Below are 25647 nucleotides of genomic sequence, written 5' to 3' on the forward strand. Positions count from 1 at the left end.
GATGGGTGGCGCGTACTACTGGGGCGCGGAGATGTCGGCCGCCGGCATCTTCGCGACCCTGCTCGCCGCGCTGATGGTCGACGGCTTGTCGATCTTTCCGCAGGCCTGGCGAGACCGGATCGCATTCGTGCTCGGGCTGGCCGCGATCAGGGAGGGCTGGGACGGCAGCCCGGTGGACCGATACACCGTCCAGCTGCTCTCCAGCTGGATCGACGCCGCCAAGGCCACGGGCAACAGCACGCTCGCGCAGGCCGCGACCGCGCAGATCCTCGGCGTCCTGGTCGCCGCCATCGCCGTCTACACCGCCGGCGTGCTGATGCCGCCGTCGTGGTCGGCCAAGGCCGGCGAGCTCGCCAAGCTTTCGTGGTCGAAAGGCAAGGGGGGAGCGGGCCCGGTCGGCCCGCCTGGCTCCGGTGGCGGTGCCAAGTTCCGGCTGACCTCGAAGCTGTGGATGTGCGCATTCTTGCTCGGCCTGATGGCGGAGCTTCCCAAGGGGATTATCGGGACTCTGGTCCTCGGCATTGTGACCGGAATTGTTAATGCTGTCGCTCCACTGCCGGGCGTTCTATTTGGAGTTGCGTGATGTGGGGTAAAGACGGTTGGGGGCAGCTACTCGCACTCGTGCTCGCATGGGTGGTTTGGCGGGTCGGGCACAACATCTGGACGGGGTGGAGGAAGGCCCGCTCCGACCACTCCCCCATCACCGTGGCACTCGTGCTGTCTTGGATCACCCTGCAGGTCAGGCGTGATCCTGATCCTGACACCGACACCGAACTCGACCCTGCGCCGGTCCATCGGAAACGGGTCGGTCGGCGCACGGTCCAGGTCGCCGAGAACCGTTGGAAGATCGAGCGATACGACCTCGACAAGGACGAGCTGCCGCCCGCCACACCGACACCCCAGGCACCGAACTCGCAATTGCACATCTGGATCCGGCGCAGTTTCGACGAGGGCGCTCGATACAGCGATATCGTCCGCGACGGACAAACCTTGTTCAAGCGCTCCGAGGCGAGCATAAAACGCGCAATTCGCGAGGTCCGGAAAGGCCAGAAGAATGCGAGGGCTGGACGGTGAAGTGCGTATTCATCCGCTACGACGGTCTCCGGCTGTGCGAGAAGCGCATGGATCTGCCGCCCGTCCGCGGGGACTACGTCACCGACCTCCCCGACCAGGGCACCCAGGAGTGGTACGTCGAGCGCCGTCGCCACCGTGTCGAATTGGAGGTGATCGAGCTGTGGGTCAGCCTCACGACCTGAGTCAGCCCGGACTGGGTGCACGCCTGTTCAGGGCGGTGACCGGCCGGCCATGGGTGACGGTGCGGTCGATGCGTGACGAGTTCGGGCCGCCGCCGGCGGAGCACTTCGCCGGCGAGCTGGCCGGCCTGGGCGACGACGAGTTGCTCGCCGGGCCGCAGCGGCGCGCACCGCGGCGGAGTAGCCGTCGTACCGCCCTGGCGCGGTGAGACCTGGGCCAGACACGAGAAGAGCCGCCCTCCCCGCCACGAAGGCGAGGAGGGCGGCTCTGTGCATGCGTGGGGGTGGGTCAGGCGCGCCGGTTCGGCACCTTGTACACCGTCGCGACGGTCACCACTGCGGCGACGATGCCGGCGACCAGGCCGCCGACCTCGCTGGTGTCGAGCACGTTGTCGGCGAAGACGCTCGCCACCACGGTGGCCGCGCTGCCGACGCCGGCGGCCCACGCCTTGGCCTTGGTAGTCCTGACGATCGGGTAGTTCTCGGGCATGACCCCTCCTTGTTCGAACAGTCGTACGATGCGGTGATGAGCGAAGCCACCCTGGCCGCGCGAGCTCGAGCGCTCGCCGACCTACGCGCTGCCCGGCAGCGGTACGTCGACGCCCAGGTGCCGATGGAGAACCCGGACGGCAGCTCGCCGCGGTGGACGTCGGACCAGCACATGGCCGTCCTGGGCTACGTCCGGGCCTGGGACACGTTCTGGCGCGCACACCAGAGCCACTCGGAGATGCCGTCCTAGTCGCGCGTCAGAGCCACCCTCGCCGTCGGGTCGATATGACCCTCGTTCTGATGCCACGTGACGTGCTGGCGAAGCAGCTCGGCGTCGACGGTGACAGCCGCGTCGATGCGGTCCACCGCGTCCTTCAGCGACCCGCCGGAGTTCGGGGTCACCTCGTGCCGGATGGTGGCCACCGACTGCTCCAGCACCCGCAGACGGGCCGGGATCCCGGGCACCTCGTCATGGCCCGGCCGGCCCGGGCGGCCGTTCCAGTCCTCCAGGAAAGCGGCGACCGGCCGCCAGCGGTTCCGGACCCAACGCGCGCTGGCGCCAATCGCAGCCAGCGCACCACCGATCGCACCGATAGCGCCGGCGATCTGCACCGGATCCACCGGCTACGCGCCGGGGTTAGCGACTTGGGCCAGCTCCTCCGGCGAGGTGGCCTCCTCGTCGACAACCGCCCGGATCTGCTCGAGCGACGGCACACCCTCGCGGATGCGCAGCCCGAGCTCGAGCAGCTGGTCGGCGGTGAGAGTGGCCAGGAGCGGCGCCGGGTCGTCGTCGAGCCGGTCCAGGTTCACGCCGAGCAGCTCCTTGTGCGCGGCGTCGTTCGGCCACTCCCAGATCGTCGTGCCGAGGCCGTTGCTGGTGAGGGCCTGCTTCAGCACCGGGAAGCCGGCGCCAGTGACCCAGCGGTTGGTCATGAAGTTGTCGACCAGGTGCACGGTGTCGTTGCCGGCGAGCTTGGCGAAGAAGAGCAGGGGCGCCATGTCGTCCTCCAGAGAGTTGCGTCGGGCCCGCCAGGTGGCGAGCGGCTCGCCGGACAGCAGCGAGAACAGGTCGGCCATCGCCACCGGGTCGTTGCAGTAGACCGTCAGGACGCCGATGTGCATGTGGGTCTCGTGCGACCGGTCCGGCACCCGGAACTTCTTGACCGGGTAGAAGACGTAGCCCTCGGGCTGCCGGTCTTCCGGGGTCTGGCACAGGACCTCGAACAGCATGTAGGTTCGTGGGTCGTTGGTCTCCCACGCGGCCTTGATCCGCAGCGAGTAGATGCCGATCTGCGACCAGTCACCGGACCATGCCGACGGGAAGCCCCAGTCCCACGCCCGGCCGTACCTGCCCTGCTCCGGGGTAAACACCCGCTGCTTGGGGCCCTGCAGGCTGTAGTCGTTGGGGCGGTTCGCGAGCAGCCACGTCGCGTCGGCGTGCGAGCCCGGCTGCCGGACCCAGACGCCGGCCTGTTCGTCCTTCATCGCGACGGTCGTGGTGAGGTTGCAGCACGGCACGATCAGCCGGTCCCACATCGCCGTGGAGATGCGTTTAGGGTTGGGGTTTGTGGCCACGGTGCGCCTCCTCAGGCGAGTCGAGTGAGGACGATGCGGGAGCCCTTGCGCAAGATCGTCGCCGTGGCGTTGCTGGTCGTCTGCGCCCACTGCACCGTCAGCGCACCCCCGGTCGCGCCGACGTGGAGCGTGCCGGCTAGGCGCACCGGCACGTTGCTGCCGGTTCCGACCAGACCGGTGACCGCACCACCCGGCGAGCTGACCCCCGATGCGAGCGCCTGCCACTCGTCCGTGCCCGGGTCATAGGCGAAGCTCGCCGCCTCCCACGTCCCCGACGGAAACGTGAACTGGATCTTCATCTGGCCGGTCGCACCAGCCTGGTACAGCCCATAGAACTCGACGGGGTACACACCGTTCGCCGCCACCGGGACGGTCAGGTGCGGGTCATCCGTATACGTCGCCCCCGTGGTTGCCGACGACCGCGAGGTATCCGACGCCTTGTACGCCCCGGACACAACAGCACCGGCCAGCAACTCGTTGGCCGCGTTCGCGTACTGCTCCAGCTCGGCCGCGGTGGGCACGTGCAGCGCCGGCAGAGAGGGCACCGGTGACGTCATGGGCTCCTCCTCACAGTGCTGTCCTCGCCGCGCGCCACAGCCGCAGTTGGCCGCGGCCCGGGCCGGCCGACGGTGGCTGGATCGGCCGGTCCCAGCCGTCGATCCCGCGCACGACCGTGACGGTCTGCGGGCTGCTCGCGCCCGACACCGTGGTGATGCGCATCGGCACGCCGTCGACGAGCACGTCGCACGGGTAGTCGCTGCTGTCCGTGGACAGCAGCGGCCCCTCGGTCGTCGCCACCGACAGGCTGGTCACGCCCGCGCCGTACGCCTGGGTGATCTCGGCGGTCGCGTCGAGCCGCCACGGCGGCGACGTCAGCCCACCGAGACCCTCGATCACACCGACCGTGTATGGCGCCGCCGGCGACGTAAACAGGGTGACCCGCCACGACCGGCGACCCCACACCTTCTGCTGCCTGCCCTCGACGAGCTGGTCGACCAGGTCCTCCGCATGCCCGAGCCGGCGCGCGCCGTGCACCTGCATCCGGTCGCCGAGCTGCAGCGCCTGCCACGCCGGCAGCAGCTCCTCGTGCCGGCCCAGGTCGGTGCTCAGCGACGGGTACCGGTAGCCGGGCACGGTGCCGATCGCGACCCGCGCCTGGGCCTGCAGCAGCATCGCCAGGTGCGTGTCCGGGTTGATCGCCGCGGTGTCTTCGAACCGGCCCCGGGACTGGGACTCCTCGTCGACCCAGACGACGCGGCCGAGCGGGCTGGACACCTCGACCTCGTTGCGGATGATCGTCACGTCCCGCTTCGGTGTGAACGGATCACCCAGCTGCTGCTCGGCGACGTCGAGCTCGAATGCCGGCGCCTGGTTGTACAGGGTGTTCAGCGGCCGGTAGTGGACGCCCCACGTGCGTTCGGAGAGGCGGCCCATGCCGGTGCGTTCGCACTCCTGCGCGATCTCGATGACCTTCGCCGCGGGTTGCGCACCCATGCGGACGGCCAGGTCCGTGATGACCACCTGGTGCCAGGAGAAGACCACGGGCTTGGAGTTGGAGTTGCCCGTGCCGACGCCGGAGCGGACGCCTGCGAAGCCGGTGCCTCCGAGGTTGTCGTCGGTCTCGGTGGCGTGCCAGCCGGCCGGCTCGACGTCGCCCTGCCACACCTTCATCCGGCAGCGTGTGCCGATGATCTGTGCGCGGATCTTCAGCGGCTGGCCGGCGTCGTGGACCAGGTCGGGCACCGTGGTTGTCTCGATCGCGGTGTCGACGTTGTCGACGAGCCGGCGCAGCTGGGCCTGCACTGTGCCGCCCGGGGCGATGACCGCCCGGGCCAGGTAGTAGTCGACGCTGCTCGTGCCGCGCAGCATGATCGTCGGTTCCAGGTCGCCACCCGTCGGCGCGGCGACGGTGACCTCGGCGTACACCTCGACGTCGCCGAGGTACACGTCGAGGTAGCTGAACCGGTACGCCGCGGCGGCCGGGACCGAGTGCAGGCCCGAGCCGCCCGCGACCGACCAGTCCGACGCCGACACGGTGCCGCCCGAGCCGAGGTTCGTCCAGGTCTTGCCGCCGGGCTCGTCGCCCCAGCCTGGGCTGACCGTCCGGTCGAAGTCGTCGACCACGTCCGTCATCCCGGGGTCGACGGTTACCGGGAAGCCGGCCTCGCGGCCGATCCGGATCAGCCGCTGCGAAGGCGTCTCCCCGGTGAACCCCGACGCCGCAGCACCGTGGTCATTCGTGAGCGTGGCCGTGTTGTGCACCACGAGCCCGGACAGCGCCGCCGTCTCCATCACCGACCCTGGCGTAGCGGGGTCCAGGACAGTGGGATCGTTGGGGTCAGCACCGACCCGCACCCTGGTGATCGCGCCCAACGTGTAGCCGGTCCACGTCGAGACGTCGTGGAGGTCGCCGTTCGCCCAGACCTGGACCTGGACGTTGGCGCCAACCTGTTTGCAGCTGACCCGCCAGTGGTGCCACGCCGCCGTGCCGAGGAAGCTGGTGCCCTCGGCCTCCTGGATGCTGTTGTCGGCATCCAGTGCGAAGACGGTGAACGAGATCTGCCCGTCTTCGGGCGCGACGGCGCCGACCAGCTCCCAGCCGCCGACGCCGATCGTGCCGGTGGTGTTCCAGCGCGCCAACACCACTGAGGCGCTGAACGAGTTCCCTGCGCCTGCCACCAGGTAGGCGTTGCCCTCGACGGTCCACTCGGTGGCCGACCCGCCGATGATCGGGGCGACGATCTCGCCCGTGAACGCCGCCGACTCGATGAGCAGCGGCACCGAGTCGGGTGCACCGGCCGGGCCGGCGAGCGCGGCCGGCCGTGGGAGCAGCCCGGTGGCCGAGCGGAGCGGGGTGCCGGCGGCGAGCGCCGAAGCGTACTCGCTGGCCTCGGATCCGTCGGCCAGCTCCCAGTACGCCAGCGGCGCCGAGGCGAGGACCGCGCGCCGGTAGGCGGAGGGGAGTGGCCGCTTGCCGCGGCTGAGGAGGCCGAGCCGGCCGAAGACGGCCATGTCGACGACCTTGTGCCGGCCGTTCCTCGACGACCAGCGGGGCGTCAGCCCGGAGAGGAACCCCTGGACCAGGTCGTAGTCCTGGCCGCCGGTGTTGATGGTCCACCACAGCGGGGTGCCCTCGACGACGTGCGGCCACAGCTCGCTGCGGGCGTCCTCCGGCGTGTAGCGGCCGTCCGGGTTGCGCACCTCCAGCGCGGGGCTGACCGACAGCGTCTCGGCCTGGGTAGCGCCTTCGGACCGACCGTCCTTGATCGTATACTCGGGCGCCCACTCAACATCCTCGTGGATGTCCGACCACACCCACGTGGACGGGTCATCGCGGAGGTCGGAGCCCCAGGCGACCATGATCCGGTGGCGCATGTCGATCGTCACGGCGCGTCTCCCAATGCGGCCTGGACGTCACCGCCCAGGTTGGCGATCTCCTGCCGCAGGCCTGCGATGACGTTGGCGAACTCGATCAGCACACGGTGCGTGATGGTGCCTCCCCGGCCGGGCTGCTCCTGGTCGCGGAGGCGTTCGGCCTGGGCGGCCGGGACGACGCGCTCGCCGGCATGCACGACGGCCAGGCCTGTGCGGGTGATGTCGCCGCCGACGTCGAGCAGCGGGACGCCGGGCACCCGGAGGGTCATGCCGCCCCACACCTGGCCGATCCCGGGGATGCTCACGCCGGGGATCTTGAAGCTGAGGTTGTTCCACTTCGACAGCACCCAGTTGATCGCGCTCTTGAAGCTGTTCTTGATCCCGTCCCACATGCCCGACGCGGCCGAGGAGATCTTGCCTGGCAGGCTGGTCACGAAGGCGACCAGCCAGTTCCACTTGTCGACGATCCAGCCGACCGCCACCCCGACCGCGTTGAAGACCATGGTCCAGGTGCCGATGAACAGGTCCAGCCAGGCCAGGAACGCGGTCTTGATGAAGTTCCAGTAGATCTGGACCGCGTCCCACCACAGCTTGGCGCCGGCGACGATGCCGTCCCACACCGCGTTGACCGCGTTCCTGAACCACTCGACGTTGTTGTAGAGCAGGATGAACCCCGCGACCAAGGCGATGATCGCCAGGATGATCAGGCCGATGGGGTTGGCGTAGAGCGCGGCGTTCCACAGCCACGTTACGAACGTCACGATCTTAACCACGCCGGCGAGGACCAGCAGCACCGTCGCCAGCCCTCCGAGCGCGCCGATTACCGGCACCAGCCACGACTCGTTCGCTGCGCCCCACTTCGCCAGGTCGGTCAGGTACGGCACGGCCTTGGCGACCTGCTCGACCAGGGCGTGCTGCAGCTTCCGCTTGAACACCTCGAGCTGCGCGCTCGCGGAGCCGCCGAGAGCGTCGGCTGCCTCCTGGGTCTCGCCGGCGAAGTCACCGATCCCGCGCTCGGCCTTCTTCAGCCGCTCCAGGAACTCCGGGATCTCGGCCTTGTTCATGTCCTCGAGCGGCGTACCGAACAGGGCGATGGCCAGCTGCGCCTGCTTGGCCGGGTCCTTGACCGCCTGCAACGCAGTCACGATCTTGAAGAAGGCGGTGTTTGCCCGATCGCCGCCCGCGAGCAGGTCATTCGCCATCTTCTGGGCGTCGAGCCCGAGCGCCTTGTACGTCTCGGCAGCCGCATCGACATCGGTCGACAGCAGGGTGAACTCCTTGATGCTGTCGCCCAGCTTGTCGATCCCCCAGGTGCCCTTCTCGCTGGCAGCCGCCAGCGCCCCGAAGACCTCTGTGCCGGAGAAACCCAGCGCGCCGAAGAACTGGCCGTACTCGTCGACGGCCATGAGCAGGTCCTGGCGGAGCGCCATCGGCACCTGCCGGCTCGCGGCCAGCATCAGGTCGAACGCCTCGGTGGCGTCCTTCGCCAGCCGCGCCTGCAGGATGGTGTTGGCATAGTTCGCCGCGTCGGCCACGTCGATGCCCAGCACCTGGGCGAGCGCCTGCGCCTGCGACGTGACGGTGGCGATCGCCTGCTGGGTGGCGTCCTCGTCGACGAGCCCGGACGACCAGATCGCCTGGACAGCGGTCATGTTGTCCCGGACCGACTCGCCCCAGCCCTCCATGTACAGCTGGCCAGCGACCTCGCCCATGTGCTTGGCGAAGGCCTCGTCGCCGAGCGCCGCCTCGAGCTCGTGCTGGGCGGCGTCGACGTCCATCGCCTCGACCAGCGCCGCGGTGAGTGCGGCACCGATGACGGCGCCGGCCGCCGCAGCGGCCATCTCGATGCGGCCGGACCACCGCTCGAAGCGGGACTCGGCCTGGTCGAGGCCCTGCTGCATCTCACGGCCGTCGGGCGCCAGCTCCCGGTCGACGGCCTCGGCGGTGGCGTCGGCGATGTCCTCGACCTCGTTGCGGAACCGGTGCATCGAGGTCTCGGCCCGGTCGAGGCCCTGCTCGAACTCGCCGACGCGGGCTTCGATGGTGGCGGTGAGGTCGCCCAGGTCCAGCGCGGGCATGGGCGACCTCCGTCACTTCTTGTCAGGGTTGAGCGCCCGGTTCAGTCGGGTGTCGGCGGAGAGCAGCCCGACGATCCGCGTGCGCAGCCACCGCCAGGACCGGTGCCGGAGCAGGTCGGGCTGTTCGACGTCGATCCCGTACGTCTCGTGGAGGTCCGCCTCGACGAGGTGCCACCGGGTCAGGATGTCCGACCAGTGGACTTTCGGGCCGAAGCCTTTGTGGGCGCTGCTTTCCGGGATCTCGTACCACTCGTAGTGGCCGGTTTCTTCGTCGTAGTCGCCCCGCCCGTACTGCGCGATGGACGCGAGGCCGTCCGTCGCGCTGCCCGGTTCGGGGCCGCCGATTCCGGGCGGCCACCCGCCTGCAGGTAGCGCTGGGCGGCGTCGGCGTCGACCAGGACCCAGATGTACGCCGCCTTGGCCAGGATCTTGATCGCCTCGTGGTGGATGCCGTCGGTGATCAGTTCGGCGTGCAGCGGGCCCAGCATGCGTTCGGCGACGGTGAGGTCGCCGTCGAGCTTCGGCAGCGCGTCGATCTTGGCGACGGCGTCTGCCCGCTGCTCGTCGGTCTCGGCCTCACGGACAGCACCGGCGACCTCGGCCATCCGCTGCGCCCACAGGCCGGTGAGGCCGTCGACGGGCTTGATGACGTACTTCTTGCCCTTGAGCGTGAACTCCAGTCCGGCGTCAAGGAGGTCGTCGAGGGCGCCGAAGTTGGTGCTCACGCGAGCGGGTGGGCGATGACGCCGAGGCCCTGGCCGTAGTCGGAGAAGGTGACCTTGATCTTCTCCAGGTTGCTCGACCCGCTGGCCGAGGTCTCCCATTTGACGTTGAGGTACGCCTCGTAGGCCTCGCCGGTGTTGTCGTTTCGGTCGTACCACCGCACGTGCACGACGCCGTCCTCGCCGAGGAGCAGCCGCGACGCATACAGCTTCTGCGCCGCGGGGTCCTTGACCCCGACCAGGGTCTTCTCCCGGAAGAACGTCACCTCGCCGGAGATCTTGAGCTTGGTGTGGCGGGTGCCCTCGTAGTCGCTGTCGTAGTCCGACTTGGTCTCGGCGATCGGCTCGACGGACTCCGACGGAGGCTTGAAGTCGTCGATGCCGAGCAGCGGCGACCAGCTGGGGCCACCGCCCGGGTAGCCGGTGTCGACGTCGATCTTCCAACGGCGCGCGATCTCGGTGGTATGCGTGGGCGCGGTCACGGTGTCCTCCTGCTCAGATGGGTCGGTGCGCGGTGGGTCTGGCCGCGTCCGCGTAGTAGTTGCTGGTGATCTCCCACAGGTCGCGGCCGTCGCGGACCTGTCCGAGCGCGGCGCTGGAGCGCCGCCACATCTGCTTGATGTGCGCCGTCCCGAACGTCTGATAGGTCAGCCCGTGCAGCTGCTCGTAGACCAGGTCGTCGAGATCGTGGACGGCCGTCGGGTCCGGGCCCGCGCGGGTGCGCACCTGTACCGCGGTGACCACGTGCGGCAGGGCCACGTTGTCATCGACCGGGTACGAGGCCAGCACGATCGCCCGGGCCGGATCCGGTGGCGTCGCGGCCAGGTAGATGCCGGTCTCGGTCGGCTGGTAGACGCCGGTCGGGCGCCAGGTGCCGACGCCTTCGTCGGCGAGCAGCTGCGCGAGGCCTTCGAGGAGGTCGTTCACCCAGCCCATTCAGCACCCCACCGAAGCGCCCAGGGCGAAGGCGAACACCAGCACGCCGACGCCGATCACTGCGAAAAGCACCTGGTACACCCATTCGGGGGTCACCGGAGAGCCCGCCGGATCTGGGCGGCGATGATCGCCTGCATCGTGTCCCGCTCGGTCGCCATCGGCGTCTCGAGGTACTTCGCCTGGCGGCCGGGCGCGTGCCGGTAGTTCAGCTCCTCGTGCTGCCGAACGGCATACGGCGTGTCGTAGGTGACCGTCGCGCGGAGGTTGGTCTCGTCGACGACGACGGTGCCGGAGCGCTCCAGGGTGCCCTCTTCGAGGGGGACGAGGGTGCGGCTCTCGCCGAGGAGGTGCTCGGCGGCGAGGGTGATGCCCTGGATGGCGGCGGCGCGGACCTTCTTCTTGATCTCTTCGCCGTTCCATTCGACGGTCGCGCGCTGGGGCATCGCCGGCCTCCTATTCGAGGGTGATCTCCAGGTGCTCGGCGGCCTCAGCAACGCCAGCAGCACGGCGCTGGGCGGTGCCGATGACCAGGGCGGTGTGCCCGTCCGGCAGCGTCACCCTCGACCGCGGCGGGCAGCTGGTGTCGAGCGGTGCGAACACCGTGGTGCTCGATACGACCTGTGACCCGTTGGGCGCGCGGACCAGGCGGCGCTTCTGGTCGACGAAGCACGTCACCGTGACCGGGTCGCCGTATACGTCGCCGCGCCCGGAGCTGCCCTGGTACGGCTCGAGCTCGACGGTGTGCGGCTCCGGCAGCACCTGGGCCAGCCAGGTCAGTAGATCCATCCGGGCTCCCCGACGGGATGTCCGGTGAGGCCGGCCTGCTGCAGGAGGTCCCAGGCTGCCTGGGCCCAGCGCGGGTTGCCGTCGACACCAACGCCCGCCTTCGCCCGGGTGTAGCTGAGGGAGCCGAGGCCGACCTGCGTGATCGCACCAGCGCCGACCAGGTTGGCGTCGCCGGTGAGCTTGGCGTACTCGGCCTGCGCGCACGTCGCGAGCTTCATCGCCTCGGCCACGTCGGCATCGGTCGGAAGGCCGTCGTCGTCGACGTCGTAGATGGCCGTCAGGAGCATCCGGTCGACCTCCCGGGACGCAGCCGCGAGCGCCCGCCGCGCGCCCGCTGGCGGGGCCGCCAGGAGGTAGGTGGCGTAGTCCGTCGTGGTCGCGTACACGCGCATTCCGGTGAGCGCCGCGGCGGGGTCTGGGGCCACGAGGAGCGTGGTGCGCTGCTTGCCTGCACCCTTGCCCGTGACCACCCACCGTTCGACCCACTCGCCGGCGGCGGTGAACTCGTACGCCGCTGCGGTGTGGGTCGCGCCGCCGTCGGAGGGCGTGACGGTCGGCTGCGTGGTGGTGCCGTCGGGCCGGATGACGGTGAGCACCGCGGTGGTGGTGCCGTCGCCGGCGCTGCCATCGGCGTCGACCACGGACAGGGTGGCGATGCGGAAGTCGCCCTCTTCGTGGCTCACGGCCTGCCTCCTGCGGTGAGCGTGCCGGAGCGGCCGGCAGCGGTGAGAGTGGCCGACCGGCCGTCAGCGGTGAGGACACCGGGCGCGACCAGATCGACCGCGAGCCGCACGGTCAGCAGGCCTGACGCGGTTAGCGCGGTCGAGGCCCGGCGAACGGCCCGGGGCGTGGCGGTCAGCGACGCGGAGGCAGCAAGCGAGACAGCCGCCCGCGCGACTGCCCGCGGCACCACCGTGAGAGCGCCGCCGGCCGCCAGCTGCGCGGCCGATCGGGCTACGAGTCGTGGGGCGACGAGCAGGGTGCCTGCCCCGGTTAGAGCGACCTGGCCGGTCACCACTTCGCCGCCGAACTGGACCAGCGGTGAGACGTGGTAGTTCGCGCCGACGCCGGTCGTCGGCCGGGCAACGCCGGCGCCGTAGGTGAACCGGCCCGCGTTGGATGCTGCAGTGAACAGGGTGTCCGTCGTGTCGGGCCACGCGTAGCCGGACGTTGCGGCGATCCGGTTGCTGTGCCAGCCGGCCATGTAGTCCACGCCGTCGACTACGTCCACGGGGTCGTCGAAGAGGACGTCGACAAGGCTGCCCAGCGGGCTTGGCGTGAACGTGCGGGTGGCGAGCTGGTCGCCGGTGATGTCGTTGTAGGCGAACGCTGTGACGGTGATGCCGGGCGCCCCGGTCGGGAGCTGGATGCGGTTGCCGATCCACGATCCAGGGGCGGTGGTGGCCCACAGGAGCCCGACATTGACCGGGTCGTCGCTCGCGTCCGGGATGCCCGGGTCGCCGAAGTCGAAGGCCTCGGTCGCCATCGGACCCTCCGATCAGGTGACGGCCAGGTCGAGGTCTCCGACCGCGATCTCCAGCACGCCGTCGGTGACGTTCTTGGCGCCGCCGGTGAACGCCCCGTGCCACCAGCGGAACGGGGTGCCGGCGCTGTCCCAGATCTCGATGCCGGCGACGCTGGTCGGGTTGGGGATGCCCTCGAACCGGACGATCGCCTCGTTGGAGCTCGCGCCGCTCGCGACGTTGGCTGCGTCGAGCTCGACGGGGGCGTAGGTGCCGCCGGCGATCTCGGTGCCGGCGGCGCTGTCGGAGCCGTTGGCGGTCATGGCGCGGACCATGAGCGGCAGGGTCGGGGCGGTGGTGGCCTGGCCAAGGAGCCAGGCCAGCGTCCGTGTCTCGGCGGCGTCGGTCAGGGAGGTCACGCCGACGCGCCGATGATGACCACGTCGTACGTGACGCTGCTGCCGGAGCTGCTGTTGGCGATGTTGATCAGGTCGCCGGTGCCGGCAGTCACCGCGACACCGGTCGCGTCGGAGCACGCCCACAGCAGCATGCCGCCGGGCCGCACGGAGATCGCGTCGGAGGCGGCCGAGAAGATCGGCACCCCGTTGCTGGCGGGGCGCGAGACCACCACGTTGTTGGTGTTTCCGGCCGCCGCGGCGACGTACAGCACCTTGATCCGGGCGAACGTCAGCGTGGCGCCGAGCGCGTCGGCGAGCACGCCGGCCAGGTCGAGGTCCTCGTTCCCAGACGCGGCGATCGTGCGCGTGTCCGAGAAGATCCGGTCGGCCTGCCCGCTTCCCGTGCCTGACGCGAGCCGGATGGTGTCGGTCAGGGACAGCGGCGCGGACGGGGTGGTGAGGTCGGCGGTGCCGGTCAGCGCGGCCACCAGGGAGACAGAGATCTTGCTGGTCAGGGCCACGACGGCTCCTCCGAAGGTTGTGGGTGAGAGGCCGGCCGCCACCCTCCAGCGGCCGGCCCCAGATCAGTGCGTCAGGTGACGATGGCGAGCGGGCACTTGGCCACGCCCGTCTGCGTCCCCGTCGTGCTCGGCGCCGTGTCGCCGGTGGCGGAGCCGAAGGTGAAGCCCATCGCCTTCGACTGCGAGCCGGCCACGATCGCCGATGCCGTCACGATCGGCGCAGCGCCGATCAGCGTCTGCACCGTGCTCGCCGTCGTGCTGGTGGCGACGATGTAGAAGCCGTCCGCCGTGATCGTGTACGGCGCGGTCAGGGCCAGCTTCCGGGCGGTGTTCGCCGCCCACGCCGTCGCGCCCTGCGCGGCGGACTGGGCGAGCTTGTTGCCGTCCGGGTCGTACAGGGCGTGCCAGCCGGCGGTGCCGGTGGCCAGCGCGGTGTTGCCCGCGACGAACGCCAGGTTGGTGACGACGTCGCCCTTGCGGAGGAACACCCGCGTGCCGATCGCCACACCGGTACCGGTCGCCGCCAGGTCGCTGGTGCATGCCCAGGCCGGGATGTTGGTACGGATGAACGTCTTCTGGTCGACGCCGGGCAGGGCGTTGAACGGCAGGTCGAACGCCGGCGCGTCGGCCAGGGTGCTCTCGAAGTAGCGGCCGAGAGTCGTCATGGCTCAGTCCCCCTTCGGGCCGAGGAAGCGCTCGGCCAGCTGGTCGCGGGTGAGGGCCTCGGCGTCTGCCTCGGTCATCCCCTGTGCGGTGGCGTGCTTGACCCAGTCGCCCTTGGACGCGCTGCGGGTCGGCGGGCCGGCCGGCGGCTGTCCGCCCCCGGTCTCGTCCGCTCCGGCCGGTTCGGTGGCCTGCGGGTCGTCGACGGGCTGGACGATGTAGCCGCGGTGGCGGCGGAAGTAGGCCACCGCCGCCCGGTGCTGGACCTCGTCCACGGTGGCGACGCCGTCGACGAACGCGACGCCGACAACCTTCGCCGTGACCGGCTTCGGTGCGGTGATCTTCAGCATCACTGCACCTTGACCTTCCGGATCACACCGCACGCCTTGGTCGACTTCAGGACCATGGCGACGGGGCCCATCTCGACCTCGCCGGACTTGTTGGCGCCCGGGGTGGTCCAGTCGGGCAGGTAGGTCTCGACCAGCGGCTTGCCGGCCATGCTGGCGCCGTGCAGCGCGTCCAGGCCGAACGTCGCCGCGTAGATGTCGGTGAGGCCGGTGATCGTGCCGCCGCCCCCGCCGCCGTCGGCGTCCGCGCTGTAGATCGGCACAATCGGGCTGGAGCCCTCCTGGCCGTTGCCGAGGTCGGCCAGCACCCAGTCGCCGTACCGCTCGATCCGGCGGCCGACGTCGTCCTTGTCGGCCGTGTACAGGCTGGCCCACCGGGCCAGGGCCCGGATCCGGGTGATGCTCTTCGTGTTGCCCAGGAGCGCCTTCTCCCCGGGCGGGAGCGCGCCCGGCATGCCGAGGTCGCCGCCGCCGGTCTGGCTGGGCGTGATGCCGGACAGCATCTCGTCGAGCCGGTCCAGGGCGGCCATCGCCAGCGGCTGGGTGTTGATCGTCGTCGCGGTCCAGTCGAGGTAGCCGGCGGTGACCCCGTTGTCGAGCGGGTCGTACTCGGTGCTCGCGTCGGTGAGCGCCTTGTCGAGGCCGTCGAAGCCCTTGTCGTCCACGGCGGTGTCGCCGTTGATCAGCTCCTCCTGGAACTTCTGCCGCGTCGCGGTGAGGAGCTGCTGCATCTGAAACGTCATCTCGTTCGTCGATGCCTGGCCGAGGTTGCGCAGCACGCGGTCGAGGGTGAACGCGCCACCGAGCGGGTGCAGGTCCACGTCGTAGCGGGTGCGGGTGGCCTGCTTCGCCGTGTACTCGGTGTTGAACGCGCGGAAGTCGGCGGTCCGTGGCGTGGTGAGCCGGGTGTAGGCGTAGGTGAGGGTGGCGCCACCGGTGGGGTTGACGGTGTCGTCGAAGACGATGCGGTCCAGGAGCCAGGAGTAGCGGCGCAGGTCGTCGATCACCGCGAAGGCGACGTCGTCCTGCGTGTTCACCTGGGCCTGGGCGAGAGTGATAGCCACAGCTGGCTACTCCGTTCCTGGTTGGTGTGGTTACTGGCCGCCGCCGAGGCGGGTCGCCAGAGCTGCGCCGAGCCCTTGCGGACGGCCGGTGCGGGTGGTGCCGCCGCCGTGTTCGGCGCCCTGGCGGGCCGGCCCTTGGCCTCCCGAGGCGCCGGTGGCGGCGTACCGTGTGGGGTTGTCCTTGACCGCGTCCTTGATCAGCGATGCCACGCTCTTCGCGTAGTCGCTCGCGGTCGGGTCCAGCTCGGCGAGCTTCTTCGCGAACTCCCGGCTGTCCTGCAGCGCGGCCGCGTCGGCGCCCAGCTTGGGCGCGTGCTTCAGCACGGCGTTCTCCGCCCGCAGCTCCCGGTTCTCGGCCTGGGCGTCGGTGAGCTCCTTGGCCACCTTCGCCGCGGTGGCGGCCGGGTCGGTCTGCGGGTCGGGCTTCAGCCCGAGCGCGACGAGAACCGCGTCGAGCTTGTCCTTGCCTTCCTGTTCCAGCTTCTGCCGCATCTCGCGCTCGCGCTTGGCGTCGTCTCGGGCCTTGCCGAGGTCGGCCAGCGCACGCTCGGGGTCGTAGTCCCCGTCGAGCTTCGGCTTGGTGCCCGGCTCGCCGTCGCCGGCGGGCTTCCCGCTGGTGCCGGTGTCGCCGGTGCCTCCGCCTGCGGGCGGGTTGGGGTGCGGCTGCCCGGTCGCCGGGTCGTCCCGGCGCCATCCTCCGCGCGGCGGACCGAGGGTCGGCCAGCCGGACAACGATCGCAGCGCTACAGCGCGTGCGTGGTACTTCATTCGGACCCTCCTTGGGGTCTCGAGGTGGGTGGGGCCATCCGCCCTTGGCGGAAGTCGGTAGGTTGCGCGGCGTGACCCGACGCCAACTGGCCGCGATCATGGCGGTGCTTTGTTGTGCCCTACTCGCGCTCGCCTGCTCCAGCGGAGGCGACAGCACAGCGGGCGAGGTGGAAGAGAAGACCACCCCGCAGGCCGTTCCGCCGATCAGCCCACCGCCCAGCACCGACCCAGCAATGGCCAGTGCGCTGGCCGAGAACGGCATCCCACCGTCTCCAGACGTCAGCACCCAGAGGGCCTACCTGGAAGCGCTGATCGCGATCAATCCGGCTATCGTCGGAAAGAAGGCGGCCGACACGATCGTCGACCGAGGCCGCAACCAGTGCGGCTCGATCTCCAAGTACCCGAACGACCGGGCGAAGTTGGTCGAGCTGACCAACTCGCGGTTCAGCGCTCCGGAGGCTCCGAACGGGTTTGGCCTGCCGACTGCGGAGAAGATCCTGGACGTGGTGCACGAGCACCTGTGCCCGACCTACCCGATGGCCAAGGCCTAACGGTCCTTGGTGCGGGGCTCCTCGATCGGCGGCCCAGTTGGGACCGGCTCAGGTTCGACGAGCACCTCGACCGGGCCGACGTCAGCCCACCGGTCGGCGATCGAGGAACCCTCCTGCTCACGCCTGCGCTCTGGGCCCGTCATTCCTCGATCACCTCCACATCGATCCGCCGAACGCCCATCGCGTCCACCCCGTGATCAGCGATGACACGCATCCGCCTGCCACGCTCGATCAGGATCTCGGCCTCTTCATCCAGAGCGAGGGGCCTGCGATCCTGTGGCGCCATGTCGGACAACCGAACAGCACCGGTACCTCGGGGGAGGACCATCCGCATGATAAGGGGAGCCACCCCGATTGCGAACTCATCGGCGACCCGGACATCCGCCGAGGTCGAGACGAAGGCCTGCTCGCGCCACTCCAGCCCGGTGACGTCCAGGTCGTTCCACGCCGCCCCGAACACCGAGCGGGCGTCGCGGACGCCGCGGTGGGCGGTGACGTCCTGGGCAAGCCGGGACGCTGCCATCACATCGTCGAGGGCTGCGGTCAACCGTTCCGCAGTGGCGTCCGGAAGGTTCGTCCGCAGGTGCCCGTTGATGAGTGTGTGGACGCCACCCTGGTAGTCGTTGAGTGCGTCGGTAGCGCGCACAACGCGGCCAGGGTTCCAACCCGGCGGCGTCGGGCGGAGCTGGGCATGTTCACGCCTGAACCGGACGGAGTCGAGCGCCGCCTGGTCCGTTAGTGACGCCGCCTGGCGACGCTGCCACGCCTGCTCTCGGGTGGCCTGCTGGCGGAGTCTGCCCAGCCGGTCGAGGAGGTCGATCTGACGGGCTATCAGCGTGTCGGCCAGGTCGTCGTCGAGGCCGTGCTCGGCGACGATGCGGCTGATCGTGTCCGGGTCGATGCGCTCGACGCGCTCGAGCGCGGCCACCAGCTCGGAGCGGTCCATGCCGCCGAACACCCGGGCGGCCTGCGGCGCCCGGGATGGGTCACGCAGGCTGTGGAACTCCTCGACGGTGTTGCCGAACGCTGCGCCTTTCGGCTCGCCCTGGGCCCGGAAGCGGAGTGACCCGCCGACGTCAATCCGGTGAGCGCGGCCGCCTGAGATGACGACGTTGTCTAGGTCGAGGCCGACGACGTCCCAGTTGCCGAGCCATGCGTCGAGTCCGAAGCCGCGTCGGAGTTCGGCGGTGCGGTCCGCGAGGTTGCCGTCGTTGAGCGGGCTCGCGTCGTCGAGGAGCCGGGTCGCGGTGTGGTGCCCGTCTGGGAGATCGGGAGTGCCGCGGCCGAGGCGGACCTCGGGCACGTCGATGCCGGCCTCGCGGTACAGCGCTGCGGTGACGGCCTCGTTGCGTGCGTGAGCCTCGCTGCGCTGCGCCTTGACGTAGTACCGCGTTCCGTCGGGCGCCTCGTAGATCCCGCCCGGGTTGGAGCCGCCTTGGGGTCCGACGCGTCGAAGTTGGCTGAAGTCGCCCGCCTCGACGCCGGTGGGCGCCGGCGGTGCTTCCGGTTCGGGTGCCGGGGCAGGCTGTGGGGCGGCCTTCGCCGGGGTCGCCTTCGCAGGCTGGGCGGCCTTCGCCGGCTGGGTCGCCGGGGCGGGCGCGGTGTTCGCCGGCGGGGCGGCCTTCTTGGCCGCGGTCTTCTTCGCCGCCGGCAGCTGCAGCTCGGGCGCTGCGGTGCCTCTACCGAGGTTGCTCGCGCCGGGCTGCTCGCGGTGCGGTTGCCGCAGCAGGCCGGGGTTGGCTGCAAGGTGGTCGCGCATCTCGGCCTGCTTGGCCTTGACCCGCGCGTTCCACCGCTTCTTCGCCTCGGGGTCGAGCGCGAGCTCGGCCTGGGCCTTGGCCTTGCGGATGTCCCGCTCGATCTTGCGTTGCCTCTGCCGGGCAGCGTCACCCTCCGGGTCGGCGGTCGGCTGCGGCTCCGGCTTCGTGACCCCGGGCAGGTACGCCCTGACGCTGTGCCTGCACTGCGGGTGGAACAGTCCGCGCGACCTGGCGATGGGCAGCGTGGTCATCACGTCGACCGTGACCATGCGGTCGTCGTCGATGGCGTGCTCGACCTTCACCTTGCCGACCGTGCCACCCGACTCGCGGGCCAGGATCTTGCCCTCGAACGGGCGGCACAGCTCGCACTCCTGCGGCGCGTTGGACACCTGGACCAGGTCGACGCCCAGCTCGCCGAGCCGGTCGGTCTGCCCCTGCACCGCAGCCCGCTGGCTGGTCGTGCGGACGGCCATCTCGACGTACGTCGACAGCTCCCATCGCCTGCCCGCGCGGTCGGTGAACCCGGTGATGCCGCGGTCCACCAGCGCCTGCCAGGCCTGCTGCGACGCCTCCAGACGCGTGACGCCCTGCGTCTGCATCCGTGCGACCGCCCCGGTGATCACGCCGCGGTAGGCGTCCTGGACGTCGCGGAGCACGTTGCCGGACCGCTCGCCGATGTCGCGCACCAGCGCCGCCGCGAGGGACTCGACCACGTCCGTGCCCGGGATCACGTCACGCGCCGCCCGGGCCGCTCGCGCCTCGATGCGCCGCTCGCGGGGCAGCTCCTCGAGCGCGGCCGCGCCGCCGGTGCGGTACGCGGCCGCCATGGCTTCCCGGGCCGCCGCCGCGCCTCGGTTGCGGAGCCGGTTCGCGATCAGCTCCGATGCGCGGCGCAGCGCCGACGAGGCGGCCATGCGCCCGACAGCCCACTCCGGACCGGTCTCGTTGCCTGCCCGCAGATGCTCGGCGATGACGCTGCCGAGGGCCATCTCGCCGTCGCGGTAGATCGACGTGACCACCGAGGTGATGGCGTCGACGTCGGCCTGGTCGACGGGCATCGCTACTCCTCGACGGGTGGCTCACCTTCAGCCGCTGCGGCCTCTTCGCCCTCCGCCGCCGGCGGCGGCTCGCCCGGCGGGGTGTTGCCGGCCAGGCCGCCGAGGGACTCCTCCGGGGTCGCCGCGGTGGCGCCCTGGATCGCGGCGACCTCCTTGGCGACCTGGGTGTCGTCCCAGTCGGGGTGCACCATCCGCACGAGGGTCTCGGTGGAGGCCGCCATCGCGGCGGTGAGGAGCTGCGCCGTGCGTGCCACCGTCTCCGGGGACTCGGTGACGGAGTCGGCGAGTTCGACGTCGGGCCGCACCGGCGCCGGGCCAGCGAACGCCGCGGCCTCGATCGCGAGGTGGACTTCGACGTACTCGGCGATCGATGGGCGCCAGATCTGCCCGTCGCTGGCGCGCGTGGTGAAGCTCAGGCGCTCGCGTGCCTGGGCCTCGGTGGCGGTCATCGGGGTGTCGCCCTCTTCGCCCATGGTCTGCTGGCTGTAGCCGGCGTGCCGGGTGGCGACTTCCATGAGGGCGTCGATGGTGGCCTTGTGCTCGACGTGACGGATGGCGAACTGCGAGAGCGTGATGCCGCCGCCGGTCATGTCCTGGGGCAGCGCGTTGACGGCCGAGTACACCTCCCGCTCGGCGTCGAAGCTGGCGCCCTGGCCGGGGCCGTGGGACTGCAGGTACGACTCCGGGACGGTGAGCCGGCCCTTGGCCAGGCGGATGTCGCGCAGCCACGACGTCCACACCTCGTCGATCTGGTCGAAGATCGGCTCGTTTGAGTCGAAGTCCGACCTGCCCAGGTGCTTCAGGTTCGCGTCGCTGCGCCAAAGCCGCTGCGGCCCGCGGTTGGGGAAGCGCACGACGTCGAGGCGGTCGATCCCGGTGGGCTGCACGCCGGCGCTGTCGACCAGGTCGGCGAGGTGCCGGGTGGCATCGAAGCCCTTGAGATCCACGCGTCGGCCCAGGTCGGTGATGCTGCCCTCGAACACGGCGTAGGTGATGCGACCGACGGGCTTGGCCGGGTTGCTGCGGTCGACGTCGTGGTGCTCCAGCCAGCGGACTACGCGGTTGTTGTCCCGCTCCAGCTCGGACCAGAAGGTGACCTCGACGAGCTTGCCCCAGCGGATGACAGGGATCGCTGCGTCGGCGTGGTGGACGGCGACGATCGCCTGCTTGGGCGCCACATCCTGGTCGATGACCGGGGTGAGGTAGACGTCGCCGAGGACCGCGCTGGCCTCCTTGGCGTGCAGGAGGGTGCGTGTGAAGCCGTCCTCGACGAGCTTCTCGATCCGCTGCATCACCGCGGTGTCGGTGGCGCTGATCTTCGGCGGCTCGGAGAAGAGGAGGTTGGCGCCGATGACGGCGAGGTCGGCGGCGATGGGGACGTGGAGGCGGGTGTCGCGCGCGGTGGTCGAGGGCGGGTTGCCCCACAGCCAGCGGGAGAAGCGGCCGATGACGCCGCCGGCGGCCTGGCCGGGGAAGCGGCGCTGGGACGGCGGCAGCGATGCGCCGTAGGAGCCGCGGTTGGCGTAGACCTGGCGGAGGCGGTCGGCGTCGCCGGCGTACCAGGCGTCCCAGTCGCGGTAGGCCGCGTAGGCGGGGGCGTGCGCCTTGGGCGGCCAGGGCCCGTCGGTCGGCATCGGCACGGCGGGCTCCCTGGCCTGGCAGGTATGGAAGGGCGATCAGTGCTCGACCTCGGATCAGATGTCGTCGCACATGGGGTCCGTCGGCAGACTTAAGGGGGGATCAGGAGCACCTGTGCGGCGTCGAAATGTCCCTAGATTCCTAAACCGCCTGTTGACGCAGCTTTAAGACTCGGAAATCCTGCGGAGCAGGGCGGAGTCGTTACCTGACCGATTGCTCATTCGGGAGCAATGTCGATCAGGAAGGGAACTCCGTTGAACGCCACGAACCGCGGCCTGTGGCTCGCGATCTTCGCCCTCGGCAGCCTCGTACTGGCTCTCATCGCTGCAGGCCTCGTGCTGGCCAAGACGCGCGACTGGCAGGACGCCATCTTCACGGGCGGCGCCACCTTCGCCGGCGCGCTCGTGCTCGCCATCACGGCCGCTGGCTTCATCGGGGCGGGGTGAGGTCAGACGGCGATCCAGTCGTCCGCGAGGAGATCGGTCTGGCTGGCCACCCACGGCACGAAGTCACCCTGGGCGGTGCGCATCATCAGGTAGGGCCTGAACGCGCACACGGTGCCCGGCTCGATCCCCGTCGCGCGGGCGGTGTTCGCGTTGATCGGGATGCCGTCGGGGTAGCCGGCCTGGTGGACGACGAACATGTCGTTGCCGTTCCAGCCCTCGCGGCTCAGGCGTTTGCCGAGCTTGAGGCGGTGAAGCGCTGCGGAGAAGTCCACGGGTCTCTCTCGGGTCAGGCGGCGAGCACCAGGTCACCGCGCACGTACGGCCGCCACGCGGCCTCGGGGGTCTTGATGCCATACCGGCCGGCGTCCAGCGAGTGGTCGAGGGCCTTGATCGGCTTGTCCTCGCCCTTCTTCGCCGCCTCGTCGTCCCAGGAGTAGGCGCCGACCTCGGAGATCCAGCCCTCGCACGACTCGTGCACGAGCAGCAGGCCTTCGGCGAGGAGGGTGGCGACGAGGCGGATGCCGTCGATGACGGCGTTGTCGGCCTGGGTGGGTGTGAGGCCGTCGCGGTGCAGCTGCCGCACGAACGACGCGGCGGATGGGTCGACGCAGGTCCACTCCGGCCGGACGTCCATGGCGTCGAGCCAGCCGCGGAGGCGCGCGGAGTACTCGCCGTCGGTCAGCTGCCGCTGCTTCTTCTTGCTGTCCCACCGCCACTCGCGGGCGAGGTACAGCTTCCCGTCGACGCCGAGGCCGATGAGGATGCCGGCGAACGGGTTGACGGTGCCGTAGTCGACGCCGAGCGAGATCCAGCGGGCGATCTGGGGGAGCTGCTTGACCACGTGCCGGTCGGGGTCCCAGCCCTCGTAGATCGCGCCCTCGGCCAGCACCCACTCGCCGTCGATCATGCGGCGCTTCCACATGCCGGTGTACTGGCGCCGGTACCGGGCCTTGACCTTCTCCGACAACGCCGGGTTGTCGTCGAGGAGGAACTTGAACACCTTCCAGTCGCCGGCGAGCCGGCCGCCCGGCTTCGCCTCGTCGATGCCCTCGGCCTTCAGCCAGTGCATCGGGTTGTCCGGGTTCGTGTTTCCGAACAGCTGGGCGCCGTCGATGCTGGCGCGGCCGAGGAGCTGCTCGTGGAAGCTCTTCGGCATCAGGGACCACTCGTCGACGTAGGCGCCGGCGCAGGTCATGCCTCGGAGCCGGGCTTCGGCCCGCTCGTCGTTGAAGGTGACCACCTCGATGGTGCGGCCCAGCACCTTCGCGGTCGGGGCGCCGCGGGTGTACGACGTGGCCCGGGCCAGCGGGCCGAACAGCACCGGGTTCTGCAGCACGTTGAAGACGTTTCGGACGGCGGTGTCGTACGTCTTCGCCGTGATGAGGAGGTCGCCGCCGGCGGGTGCGGTGGCCACGTAGATGAGCCACCGCAGGCAGCCGCTCGCGGTCTTGCCGCTCCGGATGGCGCCATCGGCGAGGTTGACGAACGCGTCGGACTCGACGACGTACTCGACCTGCTTGCGCGACAGGGGCAGCTCGTCGAGGTTGATCACGGCTGCTCGGTCTGCTCGGCGTGGGCCTTGCCGGCCTGCCAGGCGGCGCCCAGCTTGGCGGCGAGGTCGACGAGCATGGCCTTGTCGTCCTCGACGCCGGTGTTGCGGTCGTACTCGTCGAGCTTCATCGAGCGTTCGGCGGCGACGGAGACGGCCATCATGATGTCGCGCTGGTCGCGGAACGACGGCTGGGCGATCAGGGCCTGGTTGAAGGTGTTGTCCTTGCCGCCGAAGTTGTAGACGGTGCAGGACTCCCACAGCGACTTGCGGAGGCGCTCGGCGTCCTCGAGGAGCGCGAGCGCCAGGGCGGCGCGGCGGGCCTTGGCGTCGATGACCTTGGCCTGGGTGGCGGCCTGGACCTGCTCGCCACGCTCGAAGGTGAGCCCGAGTTCCTTGGCGAGCCGGCTAACGGTACGGCCAGAGCGTCCAATCCGGCGGGCGATCTCGTTCCGGCTGAGGCCTTCGCCGTGTAGGCGGGCGACTTGGGCTCGGTCCTCGTCGCCGATCGGCTTGGGTCGCGGCATGGGTCACGCTCCGGCGCCGGCCTGGATGAGGAGTCCGCCGATCAGGATGAGGGCGTTTGCTGCGGCGGACGCGAGGTGGCTTAGGAAGCAGGGGTAACTAACACGATAATCGGAATTATCGTGCATGCTCGCCGTGATCATCTTCGCCTGGCGAGCAAGGCGATCGCGTACCGGAGCGGTCCCCGGATTACCGGCGCCTATCCGGCCCGCTGCTCGGCCGGGGCTACCCACCGCGTCGTGTACCCGACGAGAGTCGAACTCGCAGGGCCCCCGTTTCAGACCATCGGCCTTGGTGTCCGCTTGGTCCCGGGCCGGGCACTTGAATGTGAAGAAGCGACGTGTTCCCGGGGTCTGGGTACACGTCGCCTGTTGGCGATCACTGTGAGAGAACGCGATCGCCATGTCAAGCGCTCTTCGCTTCGGGCGCGTCGCGGCCGACCTTCGCGGCCGCGCGCTCGACGTCGGGGAGTGGGTACCAGCGCCGGCGGTCGGAGAGCAGCGACCGGTCGGCGCCGTCCTCGTCGACGACCAGGCCGCGGCGGTGCCAGTCGCGGACGTTGGTTGCGTGCACGCCGTCGAGGTGGTGGCCGGCGCGGTGGGCGGTGACGAAGAGCACGCGTTCGTCGCCGAGCTGGATCCAGACCTGGTCGTCGCGGACGTCGAGGTCGAGTGCGGCGCGCAGCTGGCGCGCGCAGTCGACGAGGTCGTCGGCCATCTGCCGGGCGAGCGATGGGCCGACGTGACCTACGGCGATGGTGAGGAAGTCTCGGGTTCCGTGCAGCGTGATGGTGATCGGGGGCCAGCCGAACCCGCGGCCGCGGAGCACGTTCGCGGCGAGCCAGGCGAGGTCTCGCATGGTGACGGCGGTGAGGGCTTGGGCGTCGACGACGTCGAGGGCGACCGGGGCCGGGCTCGCGGGGAGTGCGCCCATGCGTCCGTAGCGCTGGACGGCAAGCAGCCGGTCGTCGCGCTCGGCTCGGACGAGGGCGTCGAGGGTGAGGCGGGCTTCGGCGCCCATCGGTCGTGGGTCGGGGCGCCGGCGGCGGAGGGCGGCGTCCTTGGCGTCGGGCAGGAAGGGCCAGGCCTCGGTGATCTGGGTGAGTGCGTGGCGGGTCTGGCGCACCGCGTCGTCGGTCAACCGAGGGCCTTTCCGCAGTCGAGGCAGCGGGCGGCGGCGTAGTTGCGCTCGTCGCCGTGGATGGGTCGGGTGCGTGGGTGCTGGCAGTTGCGGGTGGCCCATAGCCACGACAGCCAGCGCAGGACGGCCTTCACGCTGCCGCCCGGATGAACTCGGTCTGCGCCTCGGACCACGCGATCGACTCCTGGTTGAACTGGGCAGCCGCCCTTGCCAGTCGGCTGCGGATCGAGTCGCGCTGGCTCAGTGGCACCTCGACGCACCAGCAGGCGTTCTGCCATGGCCGGTCGCTGGGAGAGAGGCCGGCGAAGTGCTTCTCCAGGTGCCGCAGCAGGTAGTCGATCTCGTCGACGAACTTCGACCAGCGGGCCTGAGCCAGCTTGTCGTCGCTGTTGCCGATCTGGATGAAGACGGTGATCTTGTTCATCGGTGCTCCTGTGGGTCTGGGTCGGTGTGGAGGCGGCCGAGGACGTACCCGATGGCGAAGCCGGCCAGGGCGAGCAGCAGGCGGCTCACAGGACACCGGCCGGCAGGACCGGCGTGCT

General features: G+C 70.4%; 34 protein-coding genes. 7 read left to right on the plus strand and 27 right to left on the minus strand.

Features of this window, described 5'->3' with window-relative positions:
- Position 1: 1 nt before the first annotated feature.
- The 4 genes from Voc01_RS05795 to Voc01_RS05810 all read left to right on the plus strand — a co-directional run bounded on the left by Voc01_RS05795 (position 2) and on the right by Voc01_RS05810 (position 1462).
- Entirely contained in the window at positions 2–583 is a 582-nt protein-coding gene (locus Voc01_RS05795) for a hypothetical protein (RefSeq protein ID WP_203926214.1), read from the plus strand.
- A gap of 131 nt (positions 584–714) precedes the next feature.
- On the plus strand, positions 715–1074 hold the full coding sequence (locus Voc01_RS05800) for a hypothetical protein (RefSeq protein ID WP_203926215.1): 360 nt from the start codon (positions 715–717) through the stop codon (positions 1072–1074).
- Positions 1071–1256: a hypothetical protein gene (locus Voc01_RS05805; protein WP_203926216.1), complete on the plus strand. Its 186-nt coding sequence runs from the start codon at positions 1071–1073 to the stop codon at positions 1254–1256. The genes Voc01_RS05800 and Voc01_RS05805 overlap by 4 nt, the downstream gene beginning before the upstream one ends.
- Positions 1257–1324: 68 nt before the next feature.
- Positions 1325–1462 carry a hypothetical protein gene (locus Voc01_RS05810; RefSeq protein ID WP_203926217.1) on the plus strand — a complete coding sequence of 46 codons (138 nt, stop codon included), beginning with the start codon at positions 1325–1327 and terminating at the stop codon, positions 1460–1462.
- A gap of 80 nt (positions 1463–1542) precedes the next feature.
- Here the strand turns inward: Voc01_RS05810 and Voc01_RS05815 are convergent, their stop codons facing one another.
- The gene (locus Voc01_RS05815; RefSeq protein ID WP_203926218.1) at positions 1543–1743 is read right to left on the minus strand and encodes a hypothetical protein; all 201 of its coding nucleotides are present in this window, start codon (positions 1741–1743) and stop codon (positions 1543–1545) included.
- Between the two features lie 36 nt (positions 1744–1779).
- Between Voc01_RS05815 and Voc01_RS05820 the strand changes: the two genes are divergently transcribed.
- Positions 1780–1992 (plus strand): hypothetical protein, encoded by a 213-nt coding sequence (locus Voc01_RS05820; protein WP_203926219.1) that lies wholly within the window; start codon positions 1780–1782, stop codon positions 1990–1992.
- Here the strand turns inward: Voc01_RS05820 and Voc01_RS05825 are convergent.
- The 18 genes from Voc01_RS05825 to Voc01_RS05910 form a co-directional block, all read right to left on the minus strand.
- Positions 1989–2354: a hypothetical protein gene (locus Voc01_RS05825; RefSeq protein ID WP_203926220.1), complete on the minus strand. Its 366-nt coding sequence runs from the start codon at positions 2352–2354 to the stop codon at positions 1989–1991. The genes Voc01_RS05820 and Voc01_RS05825 overlap by 4 nt on opposite strands.
- Positions 2355–2366: 12 nt before the next feature.
- A complete protein-coding gene (locus Voc01_RS05830) occupies positions 2367–3317 on the minus strand; it encodes a hypothetical protein (RefSeq protein ID WP_203926221.1) in 951 nt (316 codons plus the stop codon).
- A gap of 11 nt (positions 3318–3328) precedes the next feature.
- Positions 3329–3874: a hypothetical protein gene (locus Voc01_RS05835; RefSeq protein ID WP_203926222.1), complete on the minus strand. Its 546-nt coding sequence runs from the start codon at positions 3872–3874 to the stop codon at positions 3329–3331.
- Positions 3875–3884: 10 nt separating this feature from the next.
- Positions 3885–6704, minus strand: a complete 2820-nt coding sequence (locus Voc01_RS05840) for a hypothetical protein (RefSeq protein WP_203926223.1) — start codon at positions 6702–6704, stop codon at positions 3885–3887.
- Positions 6701–8770 carry a phage tail tape measure protein gene (locus Voc01_RS05845; protein ID WP_203926224.1) on the minus strand — a complete coding sequence of 690 codons (2070 nt, stop codon included), beginning with the start codon at positions 8768–8770 and terminating at the stop codon, positions 6701–6703. The genes Voc01_RS05840 and Voc01_RS05845 overlap by 4 nt, the downstream gene beginning before the upstream one ends.
- Before the next feature lie 179 nt (positions 8771–8949).
- A complete protein-coding gene (locus tag Voc01_RS05850; protein ID WP_203926225.1) occupies positions 8950–9495 on the minus strand; it encodes a DUF7426 family protein in 546 nt (181 codons plus the stop codon).
- The gene (locus tag Voc01_RS05855; RefSeq protein WP_203926226.1) at positions 9492–9974 is read right to left on the minus strand and encodes a phage tail tube protein; all 483 of its coding nucleotides are present in this window, start codon (positions 9972–9974) and stop codon (positions 9492–9494) included. The genes Voc01_RS05850 and Voc01_RS05855 overlap by 4 nt, the downstream gene beginning before the upstream one ends.
- A gap of 13 nt (positions 9975–9987) precedes the next feature.
- Complete coding sequence (locus Voc01_RS05860) at positions 9988–10428, minus strand: phage tail terminator protein (protein ID WP_203926227.1); 441 nt, start codon at positions 10426–10428, stop codon at positions 9988–9990.
- A 92-nt stretch (positions 10429–10520) separates the two neighbouring features.
- On the minus strand, positions 10521–10871 hold the full coding sequence (locus Voc01_RS05865) for a minor capsid protein (protein WP_203926228.1): 351 nt from the start codon (positions 10869–10871) through the stop codon (positions 10521–10523).
- A 10-nt stretch (positions 10872–10881) separates the two neighbouring features.
- Positions 10882–11214 (minus strand): hypothetical protein, encoded by a 333-nt coding sequence (locus Voc01_RS05870; protein WP_239159980.1) that lies wholly within the window; start codon positions 11212–11214, stop codon positions 10882–10884.
- Complete coding sequence (locus tag Voc01_RS05875; protein ID WP_203926229.1) at positions 11202–11897, minus strand: head-tail connector protein; 696 nt, start codon at positions 11895–11897, stop codon at positions 11202–11204. Before Voc01_RS05875 ends, Voc01_RS05870 begins: the two co-directional genes overlap by 13 nt.
- The gene (locus Voc01_RS05880) at positions 11894–12700 is read right to left on the minus strand and encodes a DUF4082 domain-containing protein (RefSeq protein WP_203926230.1); all 807 of its coding nucleotides are present in this window, start codon (positions 12698–12700) and stop codon (positions 11894–11896) included. Before Voc01_RS05880 ends, Voc01_RS05875 begins: the two co-directional genes overlap by 4 nt.
- Positions 12701–12712: 12 nt before the next feature.
- Complete coding sequence (locus tag Voc01_RS05885; RefSeq protein ID WP_203926231.1) at positions 12713–13096, minus strand: phage tail fiber protein; 384 nt, start codon at positions 13094–13096, stop codon at positions 12713–12715.
- Positions 13093–13596 (minus strand): hypothetical protein, encoded by a 504-nt coding sequence (locus Voc01_RS05890; protein WP_203926232.1) that lies wholly within the window; start codon positions 13594–13596, stop codon positions 13093–13095. Before Voc01_RS05890 ends, Voc01_RS05885 begins: the two co-directional genes overlap by 4 nt.
- 71 nt (positions 13597–13667) lie before the next feature.
- Positions 13668–14261: a hypothetical protein gene (locus Voc01_RS05895; protein WP_203926233.1), complete on the minus strand. Its 594-nt coding sequence runs from the start codon at positions 14259–14261 to the stop codon at positions 13668–13670.
- 3 nt (positions 14262–14264) lie between these two features.
- Complete coding sequence (locus Voc01_RS05900) at positions 14265–14609, minus strand: hypothetical protein (protein ID WP_203926234.1); 345 nt, start codon at positions 14607–14609, stop codon at positions 14265–14267.
- Complete coding sequence (locus tag Voc01_RS05905) at positions 14609–15670, minus strand: major capsid protein (RefSeq protein WP_203926235.1); 1062 nt, start codon at positions 15668–15670, stop codon at positions 14609–14611. Before Voc01_RS05905 ends, Voc01_RS05900 begins: the two co-directional genes overlap by 1 nt.
- A 30-nt stretch (positions 15671–15700) precedes the next feature.
- The gene (locus tag Voc01_RS05910; protein ID WP_203926236.1) at positions 15701–16438 is read right to left on the minus strand and encodes a hypothetical protein; all 738 of its coding nucleotides are present in this window, start codon (positions 16436–16438) and stop codon (positions 15701–15703) included.
- Between the two features lie 71 nt (positions 16439–16509).
- Between Voc01_RS05910 and Voc01_RS05915 the strand changes: the two genes are divergently transcribed.
- Positions 16510–16989, plus strand: coding sequence for a hypothetical protein (locus Voc01_RS05915; RefSeq protein WP_203926237.1), 480 nt, complete (start codon positions 16510–16512; stop codon positions 16987–16989).
- 139 nt (positions 16990–17128) lie between these two features.
- Here Voc01_RS05915 and Voc01_RS05920 read toward each other — a convergent pair whose 3' ends face one another.
- Complete coding sequence (locus tag Voc01_RS05920; RefSeq protein ID WP_203926238.1) at positions 17129–19807, minus strand: phage minor capsid protein; 2679 nt, start codon at positions 19805–19807, stop codon at positions 17129–17131.
- A 2-nt stretch (positions 19808–19809) separates the two neighbouring features.
- Positions 19810–21441 carry a phage capsid protein gene (locus tag Voc01_RS05925; RefSeq protein ID WP_239159998.1) on the minus strand — a complete coding sequence of 544 codons (1632 nt, stop codon included), beginning with the start codon at positions 21439–21441 and terminating at the stop codon, positions 19810–19812.
- Positions 21442–21699: 258 nt separating this feature from the next.
- On the opposite strand from Voc01_RS05925, the gene Voc01_RS05930 reads away from it, so the two are divergent.
- Complete coding sequence (locus Voc01_RS05930; RefSeq protein WP_203926240.1) at positions 21700–21891, plus strand: hypothetical protein; 192 nt, start codon at positions 21700–21702, stop codon at positions 21889–21891.
- A 2-nt stretch (positions 21892–21893) separates the two neighbouring features.
- Here the strand turns inward: Voc01_RS05930 and Voc01_RS05935 are convergent, their stop codons facing one another.
- From Voc01_RS05935 to Voc01_RS05960, 6 genes are all read right to left on the minus strand, one after another.
- Entirely contained in the window at positions 21894–22163 is a 270-nt protein-coding gene (locus tag Voc01_RS05935) for a DUF2829 domain-containing protein (RefSeq protein WP_239159981.1), read from the minus strand.
- A gap of 14 nt (positions 22164–22177) precedes the next feature.
- Entirely contained in the window at positions 22178–23443 is a 1266-nt protein-coding gene (locus Voc01_RS05940) for a PBSX family phage terminase large subunit (RefSeq protein ID WP_203926241.1), read from the minus strand.
- Positions 23440–23967: a helix-turn-helix domain-containing protein gene (locus tag Voc01_RS05945; RefSeq protein ID WP_203926242.1), complete on the minus strand. Its 528-nt coding sequence runs from the start codon at positions 23965–23967 to the stop codon at positions 23440–23442. The genes Voc01_RS05940 and Voc01_RS05945 overlap by 4 nt, the downstream gene beginning before the upstream one ends.
- A 403-nt stretch (positions 23968–24370) precedes the next feature.
- The gene (locus tag Voc01_RS05950) at positions 24371–25105 is read right to left on the minus strand and encodes a hypothetical protein (protein ID WP_203926243.1); all 735 of its coding nucleotides are present in this window, start codon (positions 25103–25105) and stop codon (positions 24371–24373) included.
- Positions 25102–25239, minus strand: a complete 138-nt coding sequence (locus tag Voc01_RS05955; RefSeq protein ID WP_203926244.1) for a hypothetical protein — start codon at positions 25237–25239, stop codon at positions 25102–25104. The genes Voc01_RS05950 and Voc01_RS05955 overlap by 4 nt, the downstream gene beginning before the upstream one ends.
- A complete protein-coding gene (locus Voc01_RS05960; protein WP_203926245.1) occupies positions 25236–25529 on the minus strand; it encodes a hypothetical protein in 294 nt (97 codons plus the stop codon). The genes Voc01_RS05955 and Voc01_RS05960 overlap by 4 nt, the downstream gene beginning before the upstream one ends.
- Between the last annotated feature and the right edge of the window lie 118 nt (positions 25530–25647).

The sequence above is a fragment of the Virgisporangium ochraceum genome, from assembly GCF_016863655.1.
Taxonomy (GTDB): domain Bacteria; phylum Actinomycetota; class Actinomycetes; order Mycobacteriales; family Micromonosporaceae; genus Virgisporangium; species Virgisporangium ochraceum.

What these genes read in the sequence shown, in the direction of transcription:
- Voc01_RS05925 (WP_239159998.1), bottom strand. Translation starts at nt 21,441, where the DNA reads ATGCCGACCGACGGGCCCTGGCCGCCCAAGGCGCACGCCCCCGCCTAC.
- Voc01_RS05860 (WP_203926227.1), bottom strand. Translation starts at nt 10,428, where the DNA reads ATGGGCTGGGTGAACGACCTCCTCGAAGGCCTCGCGCAGCTGCTCGCC.
- Voc01_RS05920 (WP_203926238.1), bottom strand. Translation starts at nt 19,807, where the DNA reads ATGCCCGTCGACCAGGCCGACGTCGACGCCATCACCTCGGTGGTCACG.
- Voc01_RS05795 (WP_203926214.1), top strand. Translation starts at nt 2, where the DNA reads ATGGGTGGCGCGTACTACTGGGGCGCGGAGATGTCGGCCGCCGGCATC.
- Voc01_RS05910 (WP_203926236.1), bottom strand. Translation starts at nt 16,438, where the DNA reads ATGAAGTACCACGCACGCGCTGTAGCGCTGCGATCGTTGTCCGGCTGG.
- Voc01_RS05835 (WP_203926222.1), bottom strand. Translation starts at nt 3,874, where the DNA reads ATGACGTCACCGGTGCCCTCTCTGCCGGCGCTGCACGTGCCCACCGCG.
- Voc01_RS05945 (WP_203926242.1), bottom strand. Translation starts at nt 23,967, where the DNA reads ATGCCGCGACCCAAGCCGATCGGCGACGAGGACCGAGCCCAAGTCGCC.
- Voc01_RS05815 (WP_203926218.1), bottom strand. Translation starts at nt 1,743, where the DNA reads ATGCCCGAGAACTACCCGATCGTCAGGACTACCAAGGCCAAGGCGTGG.
- Voc01_RS05900 (WP_203926234.1), bottom strand. Translation starts at nt 14,609, where the DNA reads ATGCTGAAGATCACCGCACCGAAGCCGGTCACGGCGAAGGTTGTCGGC.
- Voc01_RS05960 (WP_203926245.1), bottom strand. Translation starts at nt 25,529, where the DNA reads ATGAACAAGATCACCGTCTTCATCCAGATCGGCAACAGCGACGACAAG.
- Voc01_RS05870 (WP_239159980.1), bottom strand. Translation starts at nt 11,214, where the DNA reads ATGGATCTACTGACCTGGCTGGCCCAGGTGCTGCCGGAGCCGCACACC.
- Voc01_RS05810 (WP_203926217.1), top strand. Translation starts at nt 1,325, where the DNA reads ATGCGTGACGAGTTCGGGCCGCCGCCGGCGGAGCACTTCGCCGGCGAG.
- Voc01_RS05895 (WP_203926233.1), bottom strand. Translation starts at nt 14,261, where the DNA reads ATGACGACTCTCGGCCGCTACTTCGAGAGCACCCTGGCCGACGCGCCG.
- Voc01_RS05865 (WP_203926228.1), bottom strand. Translation starts at nt 10,871, where the DNA reads ATGCCCCAGCGCGCGACCGTCGAATGGAACGGCGAAGAGATCAAGAAG.
- Voc01_RS05880 (WP_203926230.1), bottom strand. Translation starts at nt 12,700, where the DNA reads ATGGCGACCGAGGCCTTCGACTTCGGCGACCCGGGCATCCCGGACGCG.
- Voc01_RS05820 (WP_203926219.1), top strand. Translation starts at nt 1,780, where the DNA reads ATGAGCGAAGCCACCCTGGCCGCGCGAGCTCGAGCGCTCGCCGACCTA.
- Voc01_RS05845 (WP_203926224.1), bottom strand. Translation starts at nt 8,770, where the DNA reads ATGCCCGCGCTGGACCTGGGCGACCTCACCGCCACCATCGAAGCCCGC.